Origin of the sequence: Flavobacterium sp. WC2430 (genome assembly GCF_040822075.1) — a bacterium.
Classification (GTDB): domain Bacteria; phylum Bacteroidota; class Bacteroidia; order Flavobacteriales; family Flavobacteriaceae; genus Flavobacterium.
In genome coordinates this window covers 3,694,076-3,712,150 of the sequence record NZ_CP162007.1, presented here as the reverse complement: position 1 = coordinate 3,712,150, position 18,075 = coordinate 3,694,076, and the positions used below count along the sequence as shown (strand labels likewise).

Below are 18,075 nucleotides of genomic sequence, written 5' to 3'. Positions count from 1 at the left end.
AATGAATAAAATAACAACACTTTTCAATGTTAAATACCCAATAATCCAAGGAGGAATGATCTGGGTTAGTGGACATAAATTGGCCAGCGCTGTCAGTAATGCTGGAGGACTAGGGTTGATAGGTGCTGGATCAATGTATCCGGAAGTTTTACGGGAGCACATTCAAAAATGTAAAAAAGAAACGTCAAAACCATTTGGAGTGAACGTTCCCATGTTATATCCTAACTTGGAAGAGATTATGAAAATAATTGTCGAAGAAGAGGTGAAAATCGTTTTTACTTCGGCAGGAAATCCCAAAACCTGGACATCATTTTTAAAAGAAAAAGGAATAACTGTTGTGCATGTTGTGAGTAGTTTAGTATTTGCTTTAAAAGCACAAGAGGCAGGCGTTGATGCTGTTGTTGTTGAAGGTTTTGAAGCTGGCGGTCATAATGGAAGGGATGAAACAACCACATTAACATTAATCCCAATAGTTAAAGAACAAATTAAAATTCCTATTATTGCAGCTGGAGGAATTGGTACTGGGAGAGGAATGCTAGCTGTTATGGTTCTTGGTGCTGATGGGGTACAAGTAGGAAGTAGGTTTGCGGCCTCGGTTGAATCATCAGCACATGAAAATTTCAAAAAGACAATCTTAGATGTCAAAGAAGGTGGAACGCAATTGACATTGAAAGAATTAGCTCCAGTGCGTTTAGTGAAAAATAAATTCTATAATGATGTTCAAGCGCTTTATGAAAAATGCCCAACTAAAGAAGAATTAATTGATTTATTAGGTAGAGCGCGAGCAAAACGGGGTATGTTTGAAGGGGATTTAATTGAAGGAGAACTAGAAATAGGGCAAATAGCAGGAGTGATCAATGAAATTAAATCTGCTGAAGGAATTATAATTGAAATGATTGCTGATTTTGACACAGCTAGAAAAGAAGTTGAAGTGTTTGATTTTTAATATAAAGAAATGACTAAAATAAAATTATATATCATATTGCTTTTTTTAGGACTTGGCCTGCAGCAGGGATACAGTCAAAATTATAAGTTTAAAACTTCTGGGTTTAGTGTTTTGGAAAAAAACGAAAGAGGAAAATGGGGGAAATGGTCCGACTTAAATTTGGTCAACATTTTAGTTTCATTGGACACTAATAAAAGCAGATTTGTAATTTATTCAGAAGTGATTCAGTTATTTGAGATTATCGTGTATCAACCAATAGCCGAAAATGATACTGATATTGTGTATTCTTTTACTTGTAAAGATAATAATGGAGAGGATTGTACCTTATCAATTATTACAAGAAAAAATCAGGACAATAGAAAACAATTGTATATCAATTATGATAACAGAATTATTGTATATAATATTTTCAATATGTAATTTAAATCATAAAAAAAGTCGCGAATAGCGACTTTTTTTATGATTTAAAAACAATTTTTACCGTGGTCATTATAAAGATAATTATTCTACATCTTTAATAAACTCATCATATTCTAAATAGAAAAGTTCCAAGGCGCTCATTTTATCGTTGTAGAAATCAAATATTACATCCCAATTGTTTCTATTACTTACACCTACACCTAGTTTTTCTACCCAAATTCTGCTAATGGTTTTTCCGCTTTCTAAAACATAGTCTTTTTCAAAAACCAAATCTTTAATAAATTCCTCTTCTAAAATATTTTTTAAAGCTACCATTTTCTCAAAATAAGCAGTACGCTTTTCGTCATTGCGAGGTTCAATGTCAATTAAAACTTGTGCTTTTTTATTGTCAACATAAAATTTAAAGGAGAAGTCTTTTATTTTGGTATCGTATAGGACCCATTTTCTTGGGTATTTCTCTGCGAATGTGACCCAGAATTCTCGTTTTAATTTTTGAGTTTCTTCTTTGCTATACATTTTGTTTCTCTGAATTTGATTTTAGAAAATTTGCGAAATCTTATTTTCTAGACTATATTTATATAATAATTTGAATGCAAAAATAGACTTTGATAATGGATTTTCAATCATTTTTAGAATTTGTTCCTTATTTAGCAGAAGCGAAACTTCCCGCTATGGCTTCCCATGTGAAAATGGCTCCTATGGAAAGGATTGAAAGCTTAAATAGTACTGTGGAGAATAAAAACGCTAAAAAAGCTGCAGTAATGATGTTGCTTTATCCTAAAAATGGAATAACACATTTGGTTCTTATTGTTCGTAATTCGTATGAAGGGGTACATTCTGGACAAATTGCATTTCCAGGAGGTAAATATGAAAAAGAGGATTTAAATTTTTCGACAACAGCTTTGCGTGAAACACATGAAGAAATTGGTGTCCTTCCTGAAAAAATGAAAATAATAAAGCCTTTTACACCTATGTATATTCCGCCAAGTAATTTTATGGTATATCCTTTTTTCGGAATTTGTAGTGAGGAAATTTGCTTTGTTCCTGATGCCAGTGAAGTGGCTAGGATTATTGAGTTGCCATTATCCGTTTTTCTAAATGATGAAATTATCATTAATGCAAAACTTTCTACTTCCTATGCTAGTGATATCAATGTTCCTGCGTTTGAAATAGAAGGACAAGTAGTTTGGGGCGCTACAGCAATGATGTTGAGTGAATTGAAAGATGTTTTGAATTCTACACTAGAATACAGAATTTAGTTTATTAACTTAGAAATGAATTGAGATAATTTCTGGCAATAGATGGGTCAATTCGAAAAAACGACAAAAATAATTTTTGTAAGTTTGTAATCCGAAATCAAAAAAATAAACAAACACTTTTATGGGGTTATTTAAGAGAAATCCTTTTGGTCATATACTATTTTTGAAAAAATGGTTAATTCGATTTTTTGGTGCAGCAACACACAGGCGCTATAGAGGATTTAATGAATTAAAAATTGAAGGTTCGGAGATTATCAGGAATCTACCAGATACAAATGTGCTTTTTATATCCAATCATCAAACATACTTTGCTGATGTAGTAGCTATGTTTCATGTTTTTAATGCTAGCCTAAGTGGTCGTGAGGATACCATAAAAAATGTATGTTACTTATGGCAACCGAAGATGAATATCTATTATGTAGCTGCCAAAGAAACAATGAAATCTGGTTTGTTACCTCGTATTATGGCATATGCTGGAGCTATATCTGTTGAACGTACTTGGCGTGCAAAAGGGGTTGATGTAACAGAGAAAAAAGAGGTAAACCCTAACGATACGGAGAACATAAAAATGGCACTAAATGATGGATGGGTAATTACTTTCCCTCAAGGAACGACTAAATCTTTTAAGCCAGTTCGAAAAGGAACGGCTCACATTATAAAAGAACACCGTCCTATAGTGGTACCTATTGTAATTGATGGCTTTAGACGTTCATTTGACAAAAAGGGACTACGTATGAAAAAGAAAGGAATTCTTCAGTCTTTTATAATTAAAGAACCTTTAGAAATTGACTATGATAATGATACAATTGATGAAATTGTTGAAAAAGTGGAGTATGCTATTGAACAACATCCGTCTTTCCTAAAGGTAATTCCGTGTGAGGAAATAGAAGAGCAGGAAAAATTAAATAAGCTCCGTAGGTGGGAATATTAATTATAAAAAAAAGAGTTAGCCATGGCTAACTCTTTTTTTTATAAATCTATTTTTTTTAATTCTTTATAATTAGCATACAATCTGCGTAGCAGGATGCCGTAAAGTAATCTGTAAAATAACCAAAAAACACTAAAAAAGGCAACAGTTGTTAATACTAAAACGCCAATAGTTATAGCCATAACTTTTCCGCTATTTGTAATTTGACTCATTAAAGCACTTGTCTCGGGATTGTATAGCAAAGCAATTATATACCCGATAATCAAACTAATCAATGCCATTCCTAGATTATACCATACATAACATTGAACCGTTTTTCTTGTTCTTAAAATGGTTTTCATTAATTGTTTAGTAGATTCGGTAGTTGAAATTTGAATGTAATTTTTATAAAATAAATAGATAAAAACCAATATTACACCGTAGTTTAAATAGGTGATTCCCTTCATAAAAGGAATCAATTCAATATGATCCATTTTTTTAAAATAGTCATCAGTATTAAAAAGAATACTAATGGATGTCCATAGAAGTACTTCTAAAATGCTAATAATCAAAATCCACTTTACTATAGAAGAGGATCTTTTATGAATCATTTTATAAATCTCTATTTCACTTATCTGAACAAAAGAATTCTCGTTCTTTTTCCAGTCTTTTTTTAATAAATCCAGCTCTTTCATATTCCTTAAGGATTTAATATCTTTTTTAATTTTCCTTTTATTCTGTTCATTTTAACTCTCGCATTGACTTCACTAATCCCTAATGTCTCTGCAATTTCTCGGTAATCTTTGTCTTCTAGATACATAAAGACCAACGCCTTTTCAATATCACTGAGCTGATAAACCGCTTTGTACATGAGCTTAATCTGTTCTTCTTCTTCATAGTTGTAATCGACTTCTTTGATAAAGTGCTGCCGGCTCTCGTATTCAACTGTAGCGATCGATCGTTTGTTTTTTCTGTATAAAGTAATGGCAGTATTTAAGGCAACACGATACGCCCAAGTAGAAAATTTGCTATCGCCCCTAAATTTTGGAAAAGCCTTCCATAGTTGAATGGTGATTTCTTGAAACAAATCCTTATGTGCATCTTCGTTGTCAGTATACAACCTACATATCTTGTGGATTATATTCTGATTGTCCTTCAGTTGCTTTACAAAAGAATGTTCTAGATTTTCACTCATATATACGTTAGTAATCTAAATTTAGATTTTGTTACAAAGTACCGCTTTTTTATTTTGTAGCACTATGATTTGAATTACAATAAAGTCTTGTCCCGCTATCCATTGCAATCCACGCAAAAAAGCGTTGGATTTCCATTGCTATCGGGGCTATCTATACTGTCTATTTTTCATAATTGCATTTTCAGTTGCAGTAATTTAGAACAACAAACACTAAACTTTGTATATTTGAGTTTTACAAATTTGAAACAGCATTTAATTATGAATATCCCAAATTCAACTTTACCTAGAATTGTTATTATCGGTGGCGGTTTTGCAGGAATAGCGCTAGCCAAACAATTAAAAAATAAAAAGGTACAAGTAGTTTTATTGGACAAGCACAATTACCATACATTTCAACCCTTATTGTATCAAGTAGCAACGGGTGGTCTTGAAGCCGGATCTATAGCGTATCCAATTCGTAAAGTAATTCAAGAATATGATAATTTTTATTTTAGATTGACATCTGTTCAAGAAATAGACACTAAAAACAAAAAAGTAATTGCCGAAATAGGGGAGTTGAGCTATGATTACCTTGTTATTGCTACCGGTTCCAAAACGAATTATTTTGGAAATAAAGAAATAAAACGCAATAGTATGGCTATGAAAACCATACCGCAATCACTCAATATTCGTTCTCTTATTCTGGAAAATTTTGAACAAGCTGTTTTGACTACAGATGTTGACGAAAAGAATAGCTTAATCAACTTTGTACTCGTAGGAGGTGGACCAACAGGAGTGGAGCTGGCAGGCGCATTGGCCGAAATGAAAAAAGCAATTCTTCAAAAAGATTATCCCGATCTTGATATTGCAAAAATGGAAATTAACCTCATACAAAGCGGAGACCGAATCTTAAATACAATGAGTGAGAAATCATCATTGGCAGCCGAAAAATTTCTAGAAAGTTTGGGCGTTACAATTTGGAAAAATGTTCGAGTAACTAATTATGATGGACGCACCATTACCACTAATTCCGATTTAACTTTTGAAACGGCTACTGTAATCTGGACGGCAGGTGTTCAAGGAGCGCTTGTAGCGGGTCTAGATGCACAATCTCTTGTTGAGCAAGTAGAACGTATTCGGGTGAATGAATTCAATCAAGTAAAGGGTTATGACAATATATTTGCCGTAGGAGATATTGCTTCTATGGAAACGAAGGAATACCCAGAAGGACATCCCATGATGGCACAACCTGCCATGCAGCAAGGAAAATTATTAGGAGAGAATATAATAAAGTTAATTCAGCATAAAGAGATGCAGCCTTTTGAATACAATGACAAAGGTTCTATGGCAACAATTGGTCGAAATAAAGCCGTTGTTGATTTGCCTAGTTATCATTTCAGCGGAGTATTTGCTTGGTTCGTTTGGATGTTTGTACATTTATTTTCCCTTATTGGATTCAAAAATAAAGCCGTAGTTTTCTTGAATTGGGTGTACAATTACATTCGTTTTGACCGGGAAGGACGATTAATTATTCGCCCTTATAAAAAGAAAAGCTTTACTTCTTTTACTAGTGATGAAGTGTAAATAGAAGTTATGAAGCGTTCAGATATTTTAATCAGTAATTATATTATTTTTTTAAGCCTTTTATTAGGGACAGTTTTCTTGGGTCTTATGTCAGAATTATTTGATAGCATTTTAGGTTTAAAAAACGGAGATTTATCAAGTGTTTTTCTGATAGGTATTTTTGGCTCTATTTTTAGTTTTTTTACTTATGGAATTTTAGTTTGGCCATTACTAGTTTTAATTATTTTATTAATTGAAATTATAGGGTTAAAATTAAAAGTTTCGGTCTCTGATTGCAAGAAATTATTTTTACTGGAATGCTTTGTTATAGTTTTTATTTCTTGCTACTTAGCATCAACATATCAATTTTATAACTGGTTTTATTTAATACCCATATTTTCAATTGGACAATTAATCAGGTTAAAAGTATTAAAAAAAGATTTTTAGGGATTTTTAAATCTACACTTTTTTTTCTTTGTAATAGTTTACCATTAAATTGATGAATTTACTGTAGCTCTCCATCCCATCTTTTTGTTGATTTAATTTCAAGAAATTATCATAAAAAATATGGAATGCACTTTCAATTGGGCTTTGGTATTGTTTTCTAAAATTGCTACTTTCTTGGTAATTTTTTAAAATTCCAGGGTGAACTGTTTTTAGTAATTGTTTAAAAATTTTCTTATCTCGTATTTCCCAATTACCTAAGCAGTATCGCAGAGCAAAGCTGTACCCTGAGTATTGAAAATACAAATCTTCATTTTTTATAGAAGCCATAAATCCTATAAAATTGCATTCGCTTTCACTGGCATAGCCCATTTGGTGTGCCATTTCATGACAGGTAGTAGTAGGAAAATTATACATAGGAACTAAATCATTGACTTGTGCTTCATTTGTAAAAGGATTCAAATAACCACTAAAACCCATATAAGATAATGGCAAACTTAGTAGTGATTTCTTGGTACTTATTTGGTTAAAAGTAAAATAGTGATACTCCTTGGATAGGTTTTTATACCCATTTAAATTCTTTTGGAATGCCTGATTTTGGGTGTAGGGAAATTTTACTTTCAAACTGTCATTTTGGGCTAACTGTCTCTGTATACTATTTGTTCTAATTATTAAAGCTTTGGTGAAATCAAGTAAATCAGCATCGGTATATTCTCTTTGAATAGCCATTTTTTCAAAAAGAGGTTGACGATAATAGTTAAACGCCCAAAGGCTGTGAAACAAAAAATAAAAAACGGAAAAGAAACTTAGAATAGACAAAATGTTATTTTTCCACTGCAATTTCCAAGATTTTCTTTTATTCCAAAACCATTTTATAATCAAAAAAATAAGAATAAAATAAATGCAATCTCCAATAGAAAATGGAACCGCTCCTAAAAAAGTCCTTAAAAATGCTGCGATACTAGGGTACAGCCCGTTACTATAGTTTTGCTCTATCCATTCTGGGTAAAAAGGAATGATTTGTAAAAAAATGATTTGAACAATTAGAAAAAAAGGTAAAATGTATTTCGGTTTCACAGGATTCATTTATAGAATGTAAATATAATTACAATATCAATTAGTACCGAAAAAGAATTTAAACTTTGTAACTTTGGACTTTAAAAATGTTAAACTTCAAACAATAATAAATGAGTCAAGAAATAAGAAATTTAGAGCCCAAAGCACTTTGGAATAAGTTTGCCGATTTGAATGCAGTTCCTCGCCCTTCAAAAAAAGAAGAAAGAGTAATCGAATTTATGAAAGACTTTGGAAAAAATCTTGGATTAGAAACTTTTGAAGATGAGATCCGTAATGTAATTATTCGTAAGCCAGCGACTCCAGGAATGGAAAATCGTAAAGCAATAGTAATGCAAGGACATTTGGATATGGTTCATCAAAAAAATGGAGATACCATTTTTGATTTCGATACTCAAGGGATTGATATGTATGTTGATGGAGACTGGGTACGTGCAAAAGGGACTACATTAGGGGCCGATAATGGACTTGGAGTTGCGGCTATAATGGCGATTCTTGAAAGTACTGATATTCCACATCCAGCTATCGAAGCATTGTTTACGATAGACGAAGAAACAGGAATGACGGGTGCGTTAAATCTTAAAGGAGGGATTCTTCAAGGTCAAATTCTATTGAATTTAGATACTGAAGAAGATGACGAAATTGATATCGGTTGTGCTGGAGGTATTGATGTGACAGCTACTGCTGAATATGATGAAGAGGAAACACCAGAATCTTCTGTTGGATATAAAATTACGGTAAAAGGTTTAAAAGGTGGGCATTCTGGAATGGATATCCACAAAGGATTAGGGAATGCTAATAAAATTATGAACCGTTTGTTATTTGATGGTTTTGATAATTTTGGTTTGCAAATTTCTGAAATACAAGGTGGTAGTTTGCGTAACGCCATTCCTAGAGAAAGTGTTGCCACAGTAGTAATTGCTGAAGTGTATGATGAAGCATTTGTTTTTGATATGCAACAGATTGTAAATGATATCAAAACAGAATTAAAAACGACTGAGCCAAATCTTGAGGTTGTTTTCGAAAAATTAAAAGCAGCTCCTGCTAAAGTAATGCCTTCAATTGCTCAATTTTATTTTGTTAGAGCAATGTATGCTGCTCATAATGGGGTTTATGCTATGAGTGCTGATTTTGCTGATCTTGTGGAAACATCTAATAATATTGCAAAAGTAGTAGTAGGAGATGGGAACCTTACGGTTCAATGTTTAACACGTTCTTCAGTGGAAACGGCTAAGTTTGATTTAGCAAACGGTTTACGTTCTGCTTTTGAATTAATGGGTTGTGAAGTGGAATTTTCAGGATCTTATCCGGGTTGGACTCCTAATGCTGAATCAGAAATATTAGATGTTCTAGTTCCTATTTATGAAAAACAAAATGGAGCAAAACCTAGTGTTGTAGCGTGTCATGCAGGTTTAGAATGTGGAATTCTGGGAACTAATTATCCAGAAATGGATATGATTTCTTTTGGACCAACGATTCATGGTGCGCATTCACCGGATGAAAGAGCAAGTATTTCTTCTTCTCAGAAATTCTGGAAATTTTTAGTAGCCATTTTGGCTAATATTCCGTTGAAATAAATTTCAGTTATAAATTTTAAAAGAAACCCTCGTTTAGTGATAAACGAGGGTTTGTTATTTAATAAGAACTAGTCTCTTTTTGGACTGTTTTTCTTTTCTCTTTTTTCGTCTTTCTTTTCTTTAGCCGTTTTTAACGGTTCTTTCTTTGCTGTTTTCTTAGCGTCTTGACTTTTTGCCATGATATGTATTTAGATTTTCGGTTATTAATTTATTTGATTGAAGTAAATGTATATAATTTATTGATTGTGTTTGAATTTTATTTTAGAAAATCGCCGTCAATGATTAATAATTCAACTCCATAAATTGAAGTAGAACGATGAGAACTTAAATCATCTGAGACTACATAAGTTTCACCTTCGGATAATGAAACTTGATTTCCAGATTCCAGTTCGCTTATAAAGCTTCCTTTTAAGCAGTGTACAATATGCCCTTTTTGACACCAATGATCTGCTAGATACCCTTTAGAATAGTTCACTTTTCGAATTCGTAACCCTCCTAATTGTAAGGTTTGCCAAAACGAGGTTCCGTTTTCTCCTTTGTGTTCTGTTTTTTCTATGGTATCCCAATTAATAGTTTGAAAAGGTATATTTGACATGTTGATAGGTATATTAGGTTAAAAAAAATCCCAAACTACAAGTAATTAGGGATTGTTATTTTTTTAGTAAATGTGTTATTATTTCTTCTTTAATATTTTATACTCTTCATAGCAACCACTTATAGCGTCCATGATTTGTAAGTCATTTGCTGTTTGTATAAAGGCTTCGGAATAGTTGCAACGTTGCAAAATTTCGGCTATTTCTTTTTTTTCAACACCAAGGAGTACAGCAATAGTTTCTCTGTCAAATTTAGATTCCAATAAATTACGTACCGTATCATCTTTTTTCATTTCCTTAAGTTTTTTAAGTTCTTTGGAGTTGTTTCCAAAGAAATTATAAAGCATGTCAGCTGGATTGAAAATGGAGCCAAGAACTCTTCCAAAAGCATTTGGTGAATATTCCCCTGCTTCATAACCATGAGTTAATCCAGAAATGCTATAACGGAAGTTTTCGTTTGTTGGGATTGTTTTTGAGTCGACTTCAAGATAACCAGTTAAGTTAAATGGTCGGATAACTACTTCTTCAAGTGCAATTGCTTTTTCAGTAAGGTAGATTTTTGCTACTTTGTTTTTGATCCAGTCATTGGTTACTTTAACTCTCAATGATTGAAATCCTAAAAGAGAAAGATGTAGAGTGTCGCTTGGTTGCACATCAATTTCAAAATATCCTTGAGAATCAGTACGAGCTCCTCTTACTTTGTTGATATTGATTATGTTCACATTAATCAATGGTGTTTTGGTATTATCATTATAGATATAACCAGATACTTTTTGAGATGGAGTGATAACTTGAGCTGAGCTAGTTATGGAAAGTAATATAAAAAAGAAAACTACAAAATATTTCATAAACTGATTTAAAACTTTAAAAGTAGTAAAACAGGATTAAATATTTTGTAGTTCTCAGATATAATTATCAGAAAATTAACAATAAATGTTAGTCTCTTCTTGGTCTTCTAGGTCTAGGTGAATCACCGAAACTTTCAGAACGTCTAGGTGCTCTGTCAGAAGATCCTTCTCCTCTTGGAGCTGAACTTCTTCCACCAAATCCACCTTCTCTTGGAGCAGAGTTTCTGTCGCTTCTGAAACCACCTTCTCTTGGAGCTGAATTTCTATCGCTTCTAAAACCTCCTGAACCTTCACGTCTTGGAGCAAAATTACCTTCTCTTCTTGGAGCAGAACTTCTTCCTCCACCAAAACTTCCACCTGAACTTCTTCCATTATGGTCACGTCTTCCGCCACCGTCATTTTTAGAAATTTCAACATTGATACGACGTCCTTCTAATTGTACGTTGTTCAATACTTCCATTACTTTATCAGTATGTTCCGGATCCGTGTTAAAGAAAGAGAATCCTTCTTTTACATCTACTTTGAAAACATCATCACGACCTAAGTCAAGAGTTTCTTTCAAGTAGTCTTTTAATGACATCCAATCAAAGTTATCTCTAGATCCGATGTTCACAAAATATCTTGTGGCACCACCATTATTATTTTCTCTTGGAGCACCATCTCTATCATCGCGATCACGTCTTTCAGAACCTGAAGCTTGATTAGAAATATCTCTAGTTTTCTTGTAATAGTTGATAAAACGATTGAACTCAACAGAAACCATTTTCTTGATTAACTCTTCTTTCGTTAAGTCTTCAAGAACATTGTTTATTGCGGGAAGGTAGTTGTCAATTTCGTGATCAACTTCTACATCTTTAATTTTATTCGCTAAGTGTAATAATTGTATTTCGCAGATTTCAATTCCAGATGGGATTGTTTTTTCTTCGAATTTTTGTTTGATGATTCTTTCAATAGAAGAAATCTTACGCAATTCACTTTTAGTTACAATAACGATAGAAGTACCTAATTTACCAGCACGACCAGTACGACCTGAACGGTGATTATAAGTTTCTATTTCGTCAGGAAGTTGGTAGTTCACTACGTGAGTAATGTTATCAACATCAATTCCACGTGCAGCGACGTCAGTAGCTACAAGCATTTGGATTTGTCTTCCTCTAAAAGATTTCATAACACCATCACGTTGCGCTTGAGATAAATCTCCGTGCAATGCAGCAGCACTGTATCCATCTTCAACTAATTTTTCAGCTACAGCTTGTGTGTCACGTTTAGTACGACAGAAAACTACTGAGAAAATGTCTGGATTAGCATCGGCTAAACGTTTCAAAGCTTCATAACGGTCACGAGCATTTACAAGGTAAAACTCATGAGAAACTGTTGCAGAACCTGAATTTTTAGCTCCTACAGTAATTTCGATAGGGTCTTTCATGAATTGTTTTCCAATACGTGCTACTTCAGCAGGCATTGTTGCAGAGAACAACCATGTATTTTTTTCGTCTGGAGTAGTTGATAAGATGTTTACGATGTCTTCGTAGAATCCCATGTTCAACATTTCATCCGCTTCGTCTAGAATACAAAAATTAATTTGAGAAATGTTTACCAAACCTCTATTAATCATATCTTGCATTCTTCCTGGAGTAGCTACAATAATTTGTGCTCCTCTCTTAATGTCTCTCGCTTGTTCCGTAATGCTAGCTCCACCGTAAACTGCTACCACATTAATACCTTTTTCGTATTTAGAGTAGTTTTTAATTTCGTTGGTAATCTGCAAACACAATTCGCGTGTTGGAGATAAAATCAATGCTTGTGTATTTCTATTGTTGGCATCAATTTTCTGAATAACTGGAAATCCAAATGCTGCCGTTTTCCCTGTCCCTGTCTGAGCCAACGCAACCATATCTGTGTCTTTTTCCAATAATAGGGGAATCGCTTTCTCCTGTACTTCGGTCGGATTCTCAAATCCTAGATCTAAAATCGCCTTCAGTAACGATTCACTCAATCCTAATTGTTCAAATTTATTCATATGTATTTTTAAAATAGGGTGCAAAATTACTGTTTATAATTCAGATAAACTAATGCTATTTTAAGTTTTAATGTTTTATTATTATTTGATTATCAGAAAGTTATATTTTTCTTTCGAGTTTTAAGCTCGTGATTTGAATTTTTAAGTGCTGTTTTTTGACTTAAAATTTAAAATTTAGAACAAAAAATGTTGTATTTCAAACAATTATTCTTCGTTTATTAAAAAGGCAATTAATTGTTGTGTTGCTTTTCCTCGATGACTGATTTTGTTTTTTATTTCTGATGATAGTTGAGCAAAAGTTTCTTGATACCCTTCTGGTTTGAAAATGGGATCATAGCCAAATCCTTTGTCACCCCATTTTTCTTCAGTAATTTTCCCTGTAGCAATTCCTGTAAATAGTTGTTGTTTTCCATCTTTATTTAAAGTAATCACCGTTTTGAATTGTGCATTTCTATTCGATTTCCCTGATAAATCAGTCAACAGTTTATTCATATTGTCGTTTGAATCTTTTTGTTCTCCGGCATATCGGGCGGAGTACACTCCTGGAGCACCGTGTAAGGCTTCTACTTCTAGTCCTGTATCATCAGCAAAACAATCATAACCATATTTTTGAGTGACATAGTTTGCTTTTAAAATTGCATTTCCCTCAATAGTATCCGCAGTTTCTGGAATCTCTTCATGACAACCAATGTCTTCTAAACTTAACAATTGTATTGTAGCTGGAAGTAATTGTTGAATTTCCTTTATTTTATTTTTGTTATTGGACGCGAAAACAAGTTGCATATTTTTAATCTTTATAATTTTGTAAAACAAATATACTATTATTTAAAAGGTATAGAGGTTTCTATTATTTGCGTTTTATCCTTTGTTGAAAACGAATTAGATGTAAATTTCAGTTTTTTTCTTAAAAGTCTATCTTTTTTATATTTTCTAAATAGAATGAGTTAAATTGAGGTTAAACGGTTGTCTTTTATGGATTTGGGTTTTATTTTGATGTATCTTTACTATGTGGTTTTGATTAATTACTTGTGTATTTTTAATCTTCACATAAGATAAAAAAACGCAATAGTCAGCTATACTGTTAGAGGTATGAGTTGATAATGGTAAATCAGAACTGACAACTGGAGGGCTATAGATGCCCTCCTTTTTTTTGGCATAAATAAAATGATTCTCTTTTATTTTTATTAAAAACGAGAGACATTCGTTAAGTTATCTGGAAAATAGAGATCAGATAGTTTAGTGAATTCATCTCCACGCATAAAAATAGAATTATCGACTTCATTATAACTGGATTTACCAGCTGCCGCTAAAAGTTCGTTTGCAGCATGTAAAGTGTTTTTATGGAAGTAGTACACTCTTTCAGATTTGTCTGTAACAACTAATCCTTTCATTAACATTTTATCTTGGGTTGCAACACCAGTAGGGCAAGTATTGTTATTGCAACGTAATGCTTGAATACAGCCTAATGAAAACATAAAACCACGGGCACTATTGCACATGTCTGCCCCCATTGCAATTGCTCTAAGAATGGAATAGCCTGAAATAATTTTACCACTTCCTATCACGCGTATTTTATCACGAATGTTTAAGCTGATTAATGTTTTGTTTACAAAGATCATTGCGGGTTCAAATGGCATTCCTACACCGTCTGAAAATTCAAGAGGGGCGGCTCCAGTTCCACCTTCGGCCCCATCTACTGTTATGAAATCAGGAAAGCAATTTTGCAGAATCATTTCTTGACAAATTAATTCAAATTCACTGGTTTGGCCAATGCATAGTTTGAATCCAATGGGTTTTCCATTTGATAATTGACGTAGTTGGGCTATAAACTGAATCAAGCCTTCGGGGTTACTAAAAGCAGTGTGACTAGGTGGTGAAAGTATGGTGGTATGGGGTTCTACACCTCTTATTTTTGCGATTTGTTCTGTGTTTTTGGCTGCTGGCAAGACACCTCCATGCCCAGGTTTTGCTCCTTGAGATAGTTTTATTTCGATCATTTTTACAAAAGGATGATTGGCTTTTTCTTTGAATTTTTCAGCATCAAAATTCCCTTCATTTGTTCGACATCCAAAATATCCAGTACCTATTTGCCAAGTAACATCTCCTCCTTGTAAATGGAATTCCGTTAATCCCCCTTCACCAGTATTGTGATAAAAGTTTCCTTTTTTTGCACCTTTATTAAGTGCAATAATCGCATTTTCGCTTAATGAGCCAAAACTCATGGCTGAAATATTTAATAAGGAAGCTGAATACGGTTGTTTGCAATCTGGGCCACCAACCGTTATTCTTGGAAGTTCATGATTAACTTTTGCTGGAAATATAGAATGTTTGATCCCTTCATAACTAGATTGGTTGATGTCTAATTGCGTCCCAAAAGGGGTTGTAGCATCGATATTTTTGGCTCTTTCATAGGCAAGGGAACGTTCATTTCTAGAAAAAGGTTTGCCGTCTGTCGTTCTTTCAATAAAATATTGTTGTATTTCCGGAGCTATCATTTCAAATAGATATCTAAAATATCCCAGTACAGGGAAGTTTCGTAAAATAGCATGCTTGTGTTGTAAACTGTTAAGGAATCCAATAAATAAGAGTAATAATAAAACGAGTGATATTACTAAACTTGTATTGAAATAGATATAGAATAGCATGGATAGTAAGAAAGCGATAGTTACAAAAACAAAAAATTTTTTTCTCATGTGAAGATGTTTTTAGTGGGAGTACTAAATTAAGAAGAATATAGCTTCTTTATTGATTTATGTAAGATTTTATTGAAAAAATATCTATTTTTATTTTTCAATATATTTGCAATAAAACTAAACTATATTTTATTACGTATATTAATAAATAGTAAAGGTCAAGATATGAGATTGTATAATAATACCACAAAAAGTAAATCCAAAATATTCTTCTTTTTATTCTTCTTTTTTTTAACAAATTCTTATTCTCAATACGTATTTCATTCTAATGATTTACCTAATGTCATTTCGTTGCATAAACAGGCATCGATAATAAATGTAGGCGATAAGACTCTTGACATAGAATATATAATTTCAAACTATGATTCTTTGCATCCTCAAGCATTACAGACTGAAAATGAGGATTTAGGTTTTACAAATGATAATTACTGGGGAAAATTGCGGCTTCAAAACGATACCGATTCTGTTTTGAATTATTACCTCGAAACGGCTCGCCCGATAACTGATGTGGTTGAATTGTTCCTTATAGACGAGTCAACGGGAGAGATTTTAAAGCAACAAAGTGGAGATAATATTCCTTTCTCAATGCGTTCTTTTGACAATCGGAAGTCGATTTTTAATATTATAATCAAACCAAAAGAGAAAATAAAAATGTTTTTGCATCTTAAAAGTGATGGTGAGGTATTAAAAATGCCTTTGATGTTATATACTTCTAGGAGTTTTATAGACATGATTTCAAATGAGCAGTTTCTATTTGGTATATTCTATGGAATATTAACAATTGCAGCAATAATTTACTTTTTCTTCTTTTTTGCATTGGGTGAAAAAACTTTTTTATATTATAGTTTATATGTAGTTTTTGTTGGTTTATTGCAGTTTTCTTTAGATGGTTTTTTCTTTAAATACATCACCCCAAATGGAGGATGGTTTTCTAATCATGCTGTTTTATTATTAGCTATTGTCGCTGCTTTTTTATCAGGTAAATACAGTGAAGTTTTCTTGAAAATAAAAGATAACAGTAAATCTTTTTATAGATTATTTAATGTTAGTTATGCTACGTTAGGGGTTTTGTTTCTTTGTACACTTTTTATTCCTGCCACTTTATCATTTTGTTACGTAGCTGTAAATGTGCTGGCACTAATATTTTTGATTCTAATTGTTTGTTCCGTAATTTACCTTTATTATAAAAAAAAGAAGGTTGATTCTTTATTTACAATTGGTATATTCTTTTTAATTCTTGGGTTCACCGTTTTTATCCTGAATAACTTTGGAATGGTGCCTAATAATTTTATAACTCAAAACAGTTCCAAATTTGGAACTGGATTAGAAATAATTTTTCTTTCGCTTTCGATGTCTAATTTAATCAGAAATCTTAAAAACGAAAAAAACGAATTAAATCGCCTGGCTTTGGTACGTTCAGAAGAAATGAATGATTTGAAATCTTATTTTTTATCGAATATAAGTCATGAATTAAGAACGCCCTTGAACGCGATTATGAATTTAATTGATTCGGTTTCCAGTGATGTGGAGGATGAAAAAATCAAAAAAAACTGTCAGGTTATAAAGTATTCTTCTCATAGTTTATTAAGCTCCGTAAATGATATTCTTGATTTTTCAAAAATTGAAAAGAACGAATTGAGATTAGAAAGTGTGCCTTTCAATCCTTTGCATACTTTGGAGCGAATTAAAGAGACCGCAGAGTTAAGATCTAAAGATAAAGGATTAGAGTTTAATTTTTCTAAGAGAGATGGTTTTCCACTTTTAGTTAAGGGAGATGAAATGCGGTTTTCGCAAATAGTAAATAATGTTATTAGTAATGCTATTAAGTTTACTTCCGAAGGCTTTGTAAATTTCGATATTGAATCTCAAATTAAACCAGATAATAAGGTGAGTTTGATTATTTCCATATCGGATTCCGGTGTTGGTATTAAAAAGGAAAAAATGGATAGTATTTTTGATTCATTCTCTCAAAATAGTATTGATAATAAAAGGAAATTTGGCGGTTTAGGATTGGGACTTTATATTGTAAAAACGTTGGTTGATATGCAAGGAGGGACTATTGTAATGAATAGTTACCCAGGTAAAGGAACCACTTGTAAAATTACGATTGATTTTGAAAGTGTGGAGCAACCAAAATTGGATGTAGTTCCAGCTGAGCCTGAAGTGTATGATTTAGAGGGAAAAACAATTTTAGTGGTTGAAGACAATTCAATTAATCAAATGGTGATTAAGATGATTACTAAAAAATGGTTGAATACAAATGTTGTTTATGCGAATAATGGACAAGAGGGATTGGATGCTTTTAAAACCAATACTTTTGATATTGTTTTAATGGATCTGCAAATGCCTGTTATGGATGGTTATGAGGCAACAATTGCGATACGTAATGGTGAAATAGGTTCAGCGTATGCAAACATTCCTATTATAGCGGTAACAGCGGATGTTATGGAAGGCACCAAATTAAGAGTTACAGAAATAGGAATGAATGATTATTTAACAAAGCCTATTAAAAAAGAGACCTTGTACCAAGCCATAAAAAAACTGATTTAATTAAACC

The 18,075-nt window shown here is 32.6% G+C and carries 16 protein-coding genes; 7 read left to right on the top strand and 9 right to left on the bottom strand.

Annotation, left to right across the window (positions count from 1 at the left end; translation table 11 throughout):
* Position 1 precedes the first annotated feature (1 nt).
* Positions 2 to 946: an NAD(P)H-dependent flavin oxidoreductase gene (locus tag AB3G36_RS16180; RefSeq protein WP_367754488.1), complete on the top strand. Its 945-nt coding sequence runs from the start codon at positions 2 to 4 to the stop codon at positions 944 to 946.
* Between the two features lie 9 nt (positions 947 to 955).
* A complete protein-coding gene (locus tag AB3G36_RS16175) occupies positions 956 to 1,366 on the top strand; it encodes a hypothetical protein (protein ID WP_367754487.1) in 411 nt (136 codons plus the stop codon).
* A gap of 81 nt (positions 1,367 to 1,447) precedes the next feature.
* Here AB3G36_RS16175 and AB3G36_RS16170 read toward each other — a convergent pair whose 3' ends face one another.
* A complete protein-coding gene (locus tag AB3G36_RS16170) occupies positions 1,448 to 1,882 on the bottom strand; it encodes a DUF4268 domain-containing protein (RefSeq protein ID WP_367754485.1) in 435 nt (144 codons plus the stop codon).
* A gap of 95 nt (positions 1,883 to 1,977) precedes the next feature.
* Between AB3G36_RS16170 and AB3G36_RS16165 the strand changes: the two genes are divergently transcribed.
* Positions 1,978 to 2,625: a CoA pyrophosphatase gene (locus AB3G36_RS16165; protein WP_367754483.1), complete on the top strand. Its 648-nt coding sequence runs from the start codon at positions 1,978 to 1,980 to the stop codon at positions 2,623 to 2,625.
* A 121-nt stretch (positions 2,626 to 2,746) separates the two neighbouring features.
* A complete protein-coding gene (locus AB3G36_RS16160; RefSeq protein ID WP_367754481.1) occupies positions 2,747 to 3,556 on the top strand; it encodes a lysophospholipid acyltransferase family protein in 810 nt (269 codons plus the stop codon).
* A gap of 38 nt (positions 3,557 to 3,594) precedes the next feature.
* Here the strand turns inward: AB3G36_RS16160 and AB3G36_RS16155 are convergent, their stop codons facing one another.
* Entirely contained in the window at positions 3,595 to 4,227 is a 633-nt protein-coding gene (locus tag AB3G36_RS16155) for a hypothetical protein (RefSeq protein ID WP_367754480.1), read from the bottom strand.
* Between the two features lie 5 nt (positions 4,228 to 4,232).
* Positions 4,233 to 4,727, bottom strand: a complete 495-nt coding sequence (locus tag AB3G36_RS16150; protein WP_367754478.1) for an RNA polymerase sigma factor — start codon at positions 4,725 to 4,727, stop codon at positions 4,233 to 4,235.
* 258 nt (positions 4,728 to 4,985) lie between these two features.
* Between AB3G36_RS16150 and AB3G36_RS16145 the strand changes: the two genes are divergently transcribed.
* Positions 4,986 to 6,290 (top strand): NAD(P)/FAD-dependent oxidoreductase, encoded by a 1,305-nt coding sequence (locus tag AB3G36_RS16145; RefSeq protein ID WP_367754476.1) that lies wholly within the window; start codon positions 4,986 to 4,988, stop codon positions 6,288 to 6,290.
* 438 nt (positions 6,291 to 6,728) lie between these two features.
* On the opposite strand, the gene AB3G36_RS16140 is transcribed toward AB3G36_RS16145, so the two are convergent.
* Positions 6,729 to 7,799, bottom strand: coding sequence for a DUF3810 domain-containing protein (locus AB3G36_RS16140; RefSeq protein ID WP_367754474.1), 1,071 nt, complete (start codon positions 7,797 to 7,799; stop codon positions 6,729 to 6,731).
* A 101-nt stretch (positions 7,800 to 7,900) separates the two neighbouring features.
* Between AB3G36_RS16140 and AB3G36_RS16135 the strand changes: the two genes are divergently transcribed.
* On the top strand, positions 7,901 to 9,364 hold the full coding sequence (locus AB3G36_RS16135) for an aminoacyl-histidine dipeptidase (RefSeq protein WP_367754472.1): 1,464 nt from the start codon (positions 7,901 to 7,903) through the stop codon (positions 9,362 to 9,364).
* Positions 9,365 to 9,620: 256 nt separating this feature from the next.
* Here AB3G36_RS16135 and AB3G36_RS16130 read toward each other — a convergent pair whose 3' ends face one another.
* The 5 genes from AB3G36_RS16130 to AB3G36_RS16110 form a co-directional block, all read right to left on the bottom strand.
* On the bottom strand, positions 9,621 to 9,959 hold the full coding sequence (locus AB3G36_RS16130) for a DHCW motif cupin fold protein (RefSeq protein ID WP_367754470.1): 339 nt from the start codon (positions 9,957 to 9,959) through the stop codon (positions 9,621 to 9,623).
* A gap of 78 nt (positions 9,960 to 10,037) precedes the next feature.
* Positions 10,038 to 10,805: a carboxypeptidase-like regulatory domain-containing protein gene (locus tag AB3G36_RS16125; protein ID WP_367754468.1), complete on the bottom strand. Its 768-nt coding sequence runs from the start codon at positions 10,803 to 10,805 to the stop codon at positions 10,038 to 10,040.
* Between the two features lie 88 nt (positions 10,806 to 10,893).
* On the bottom strand, positions 10,894 to 12,825 hold the full coding sequence (locus AB3G36_RS16120; RefSeq protein WP_367754466.1) for a DEAD/DEAH box helicase: 1,932 nt from the start codon (positions 12,823 to 12,825) through the stop codon (positions 10,894 to 10,896).
* A 204-nt stretch (positions 12,826 to 13,029) separates the two neighbouring features.
* Positions 13,030 to 13,608, bottom strand: coding sequence for a non-canonical purine NTP diphosphatase (locus AB3G36_RS16115; RefSeq protein ID WP_367754464.1), 579 nt, complete (start codon positions 13,606 to 13,608; stop codon positions 13,030 to 13,032).
* Between the two features lie 401 nt (positions 13,609 to 14,009).
* Positions 14,010 to 15,518, bottom strand: a complete 1,509-nt coding sequence (locus AB3G36_RS16110; RefSeq protein WP_367754462.1) for an FMN-binding glutamate synthase family protein — start codon at positions 15,516 to 15,518, stop codon at positions 14,010 to 14,012.
* Positions 15,519 to 15,683: 165 nt separating this feature from the next.
* Between AB3G36_RS16110 and AB3G36_RS16105 the strand changes: the two genes are divergently transcribed.
* On the top strand, positions 15,684 to 18,068 hold the full coding sequence (locus tag AB3G36_RS16105; protein WP_367754460.1) for a 7TM diverse intracellular signaling domain-containing protein: 2,385 nt from the start codon (positions 15,684 to 15,686) through the stop codon (positions 18,066 to 18,068).
* Positions 18,069 to 18,075: the final 7 nt, after the last annotated feature.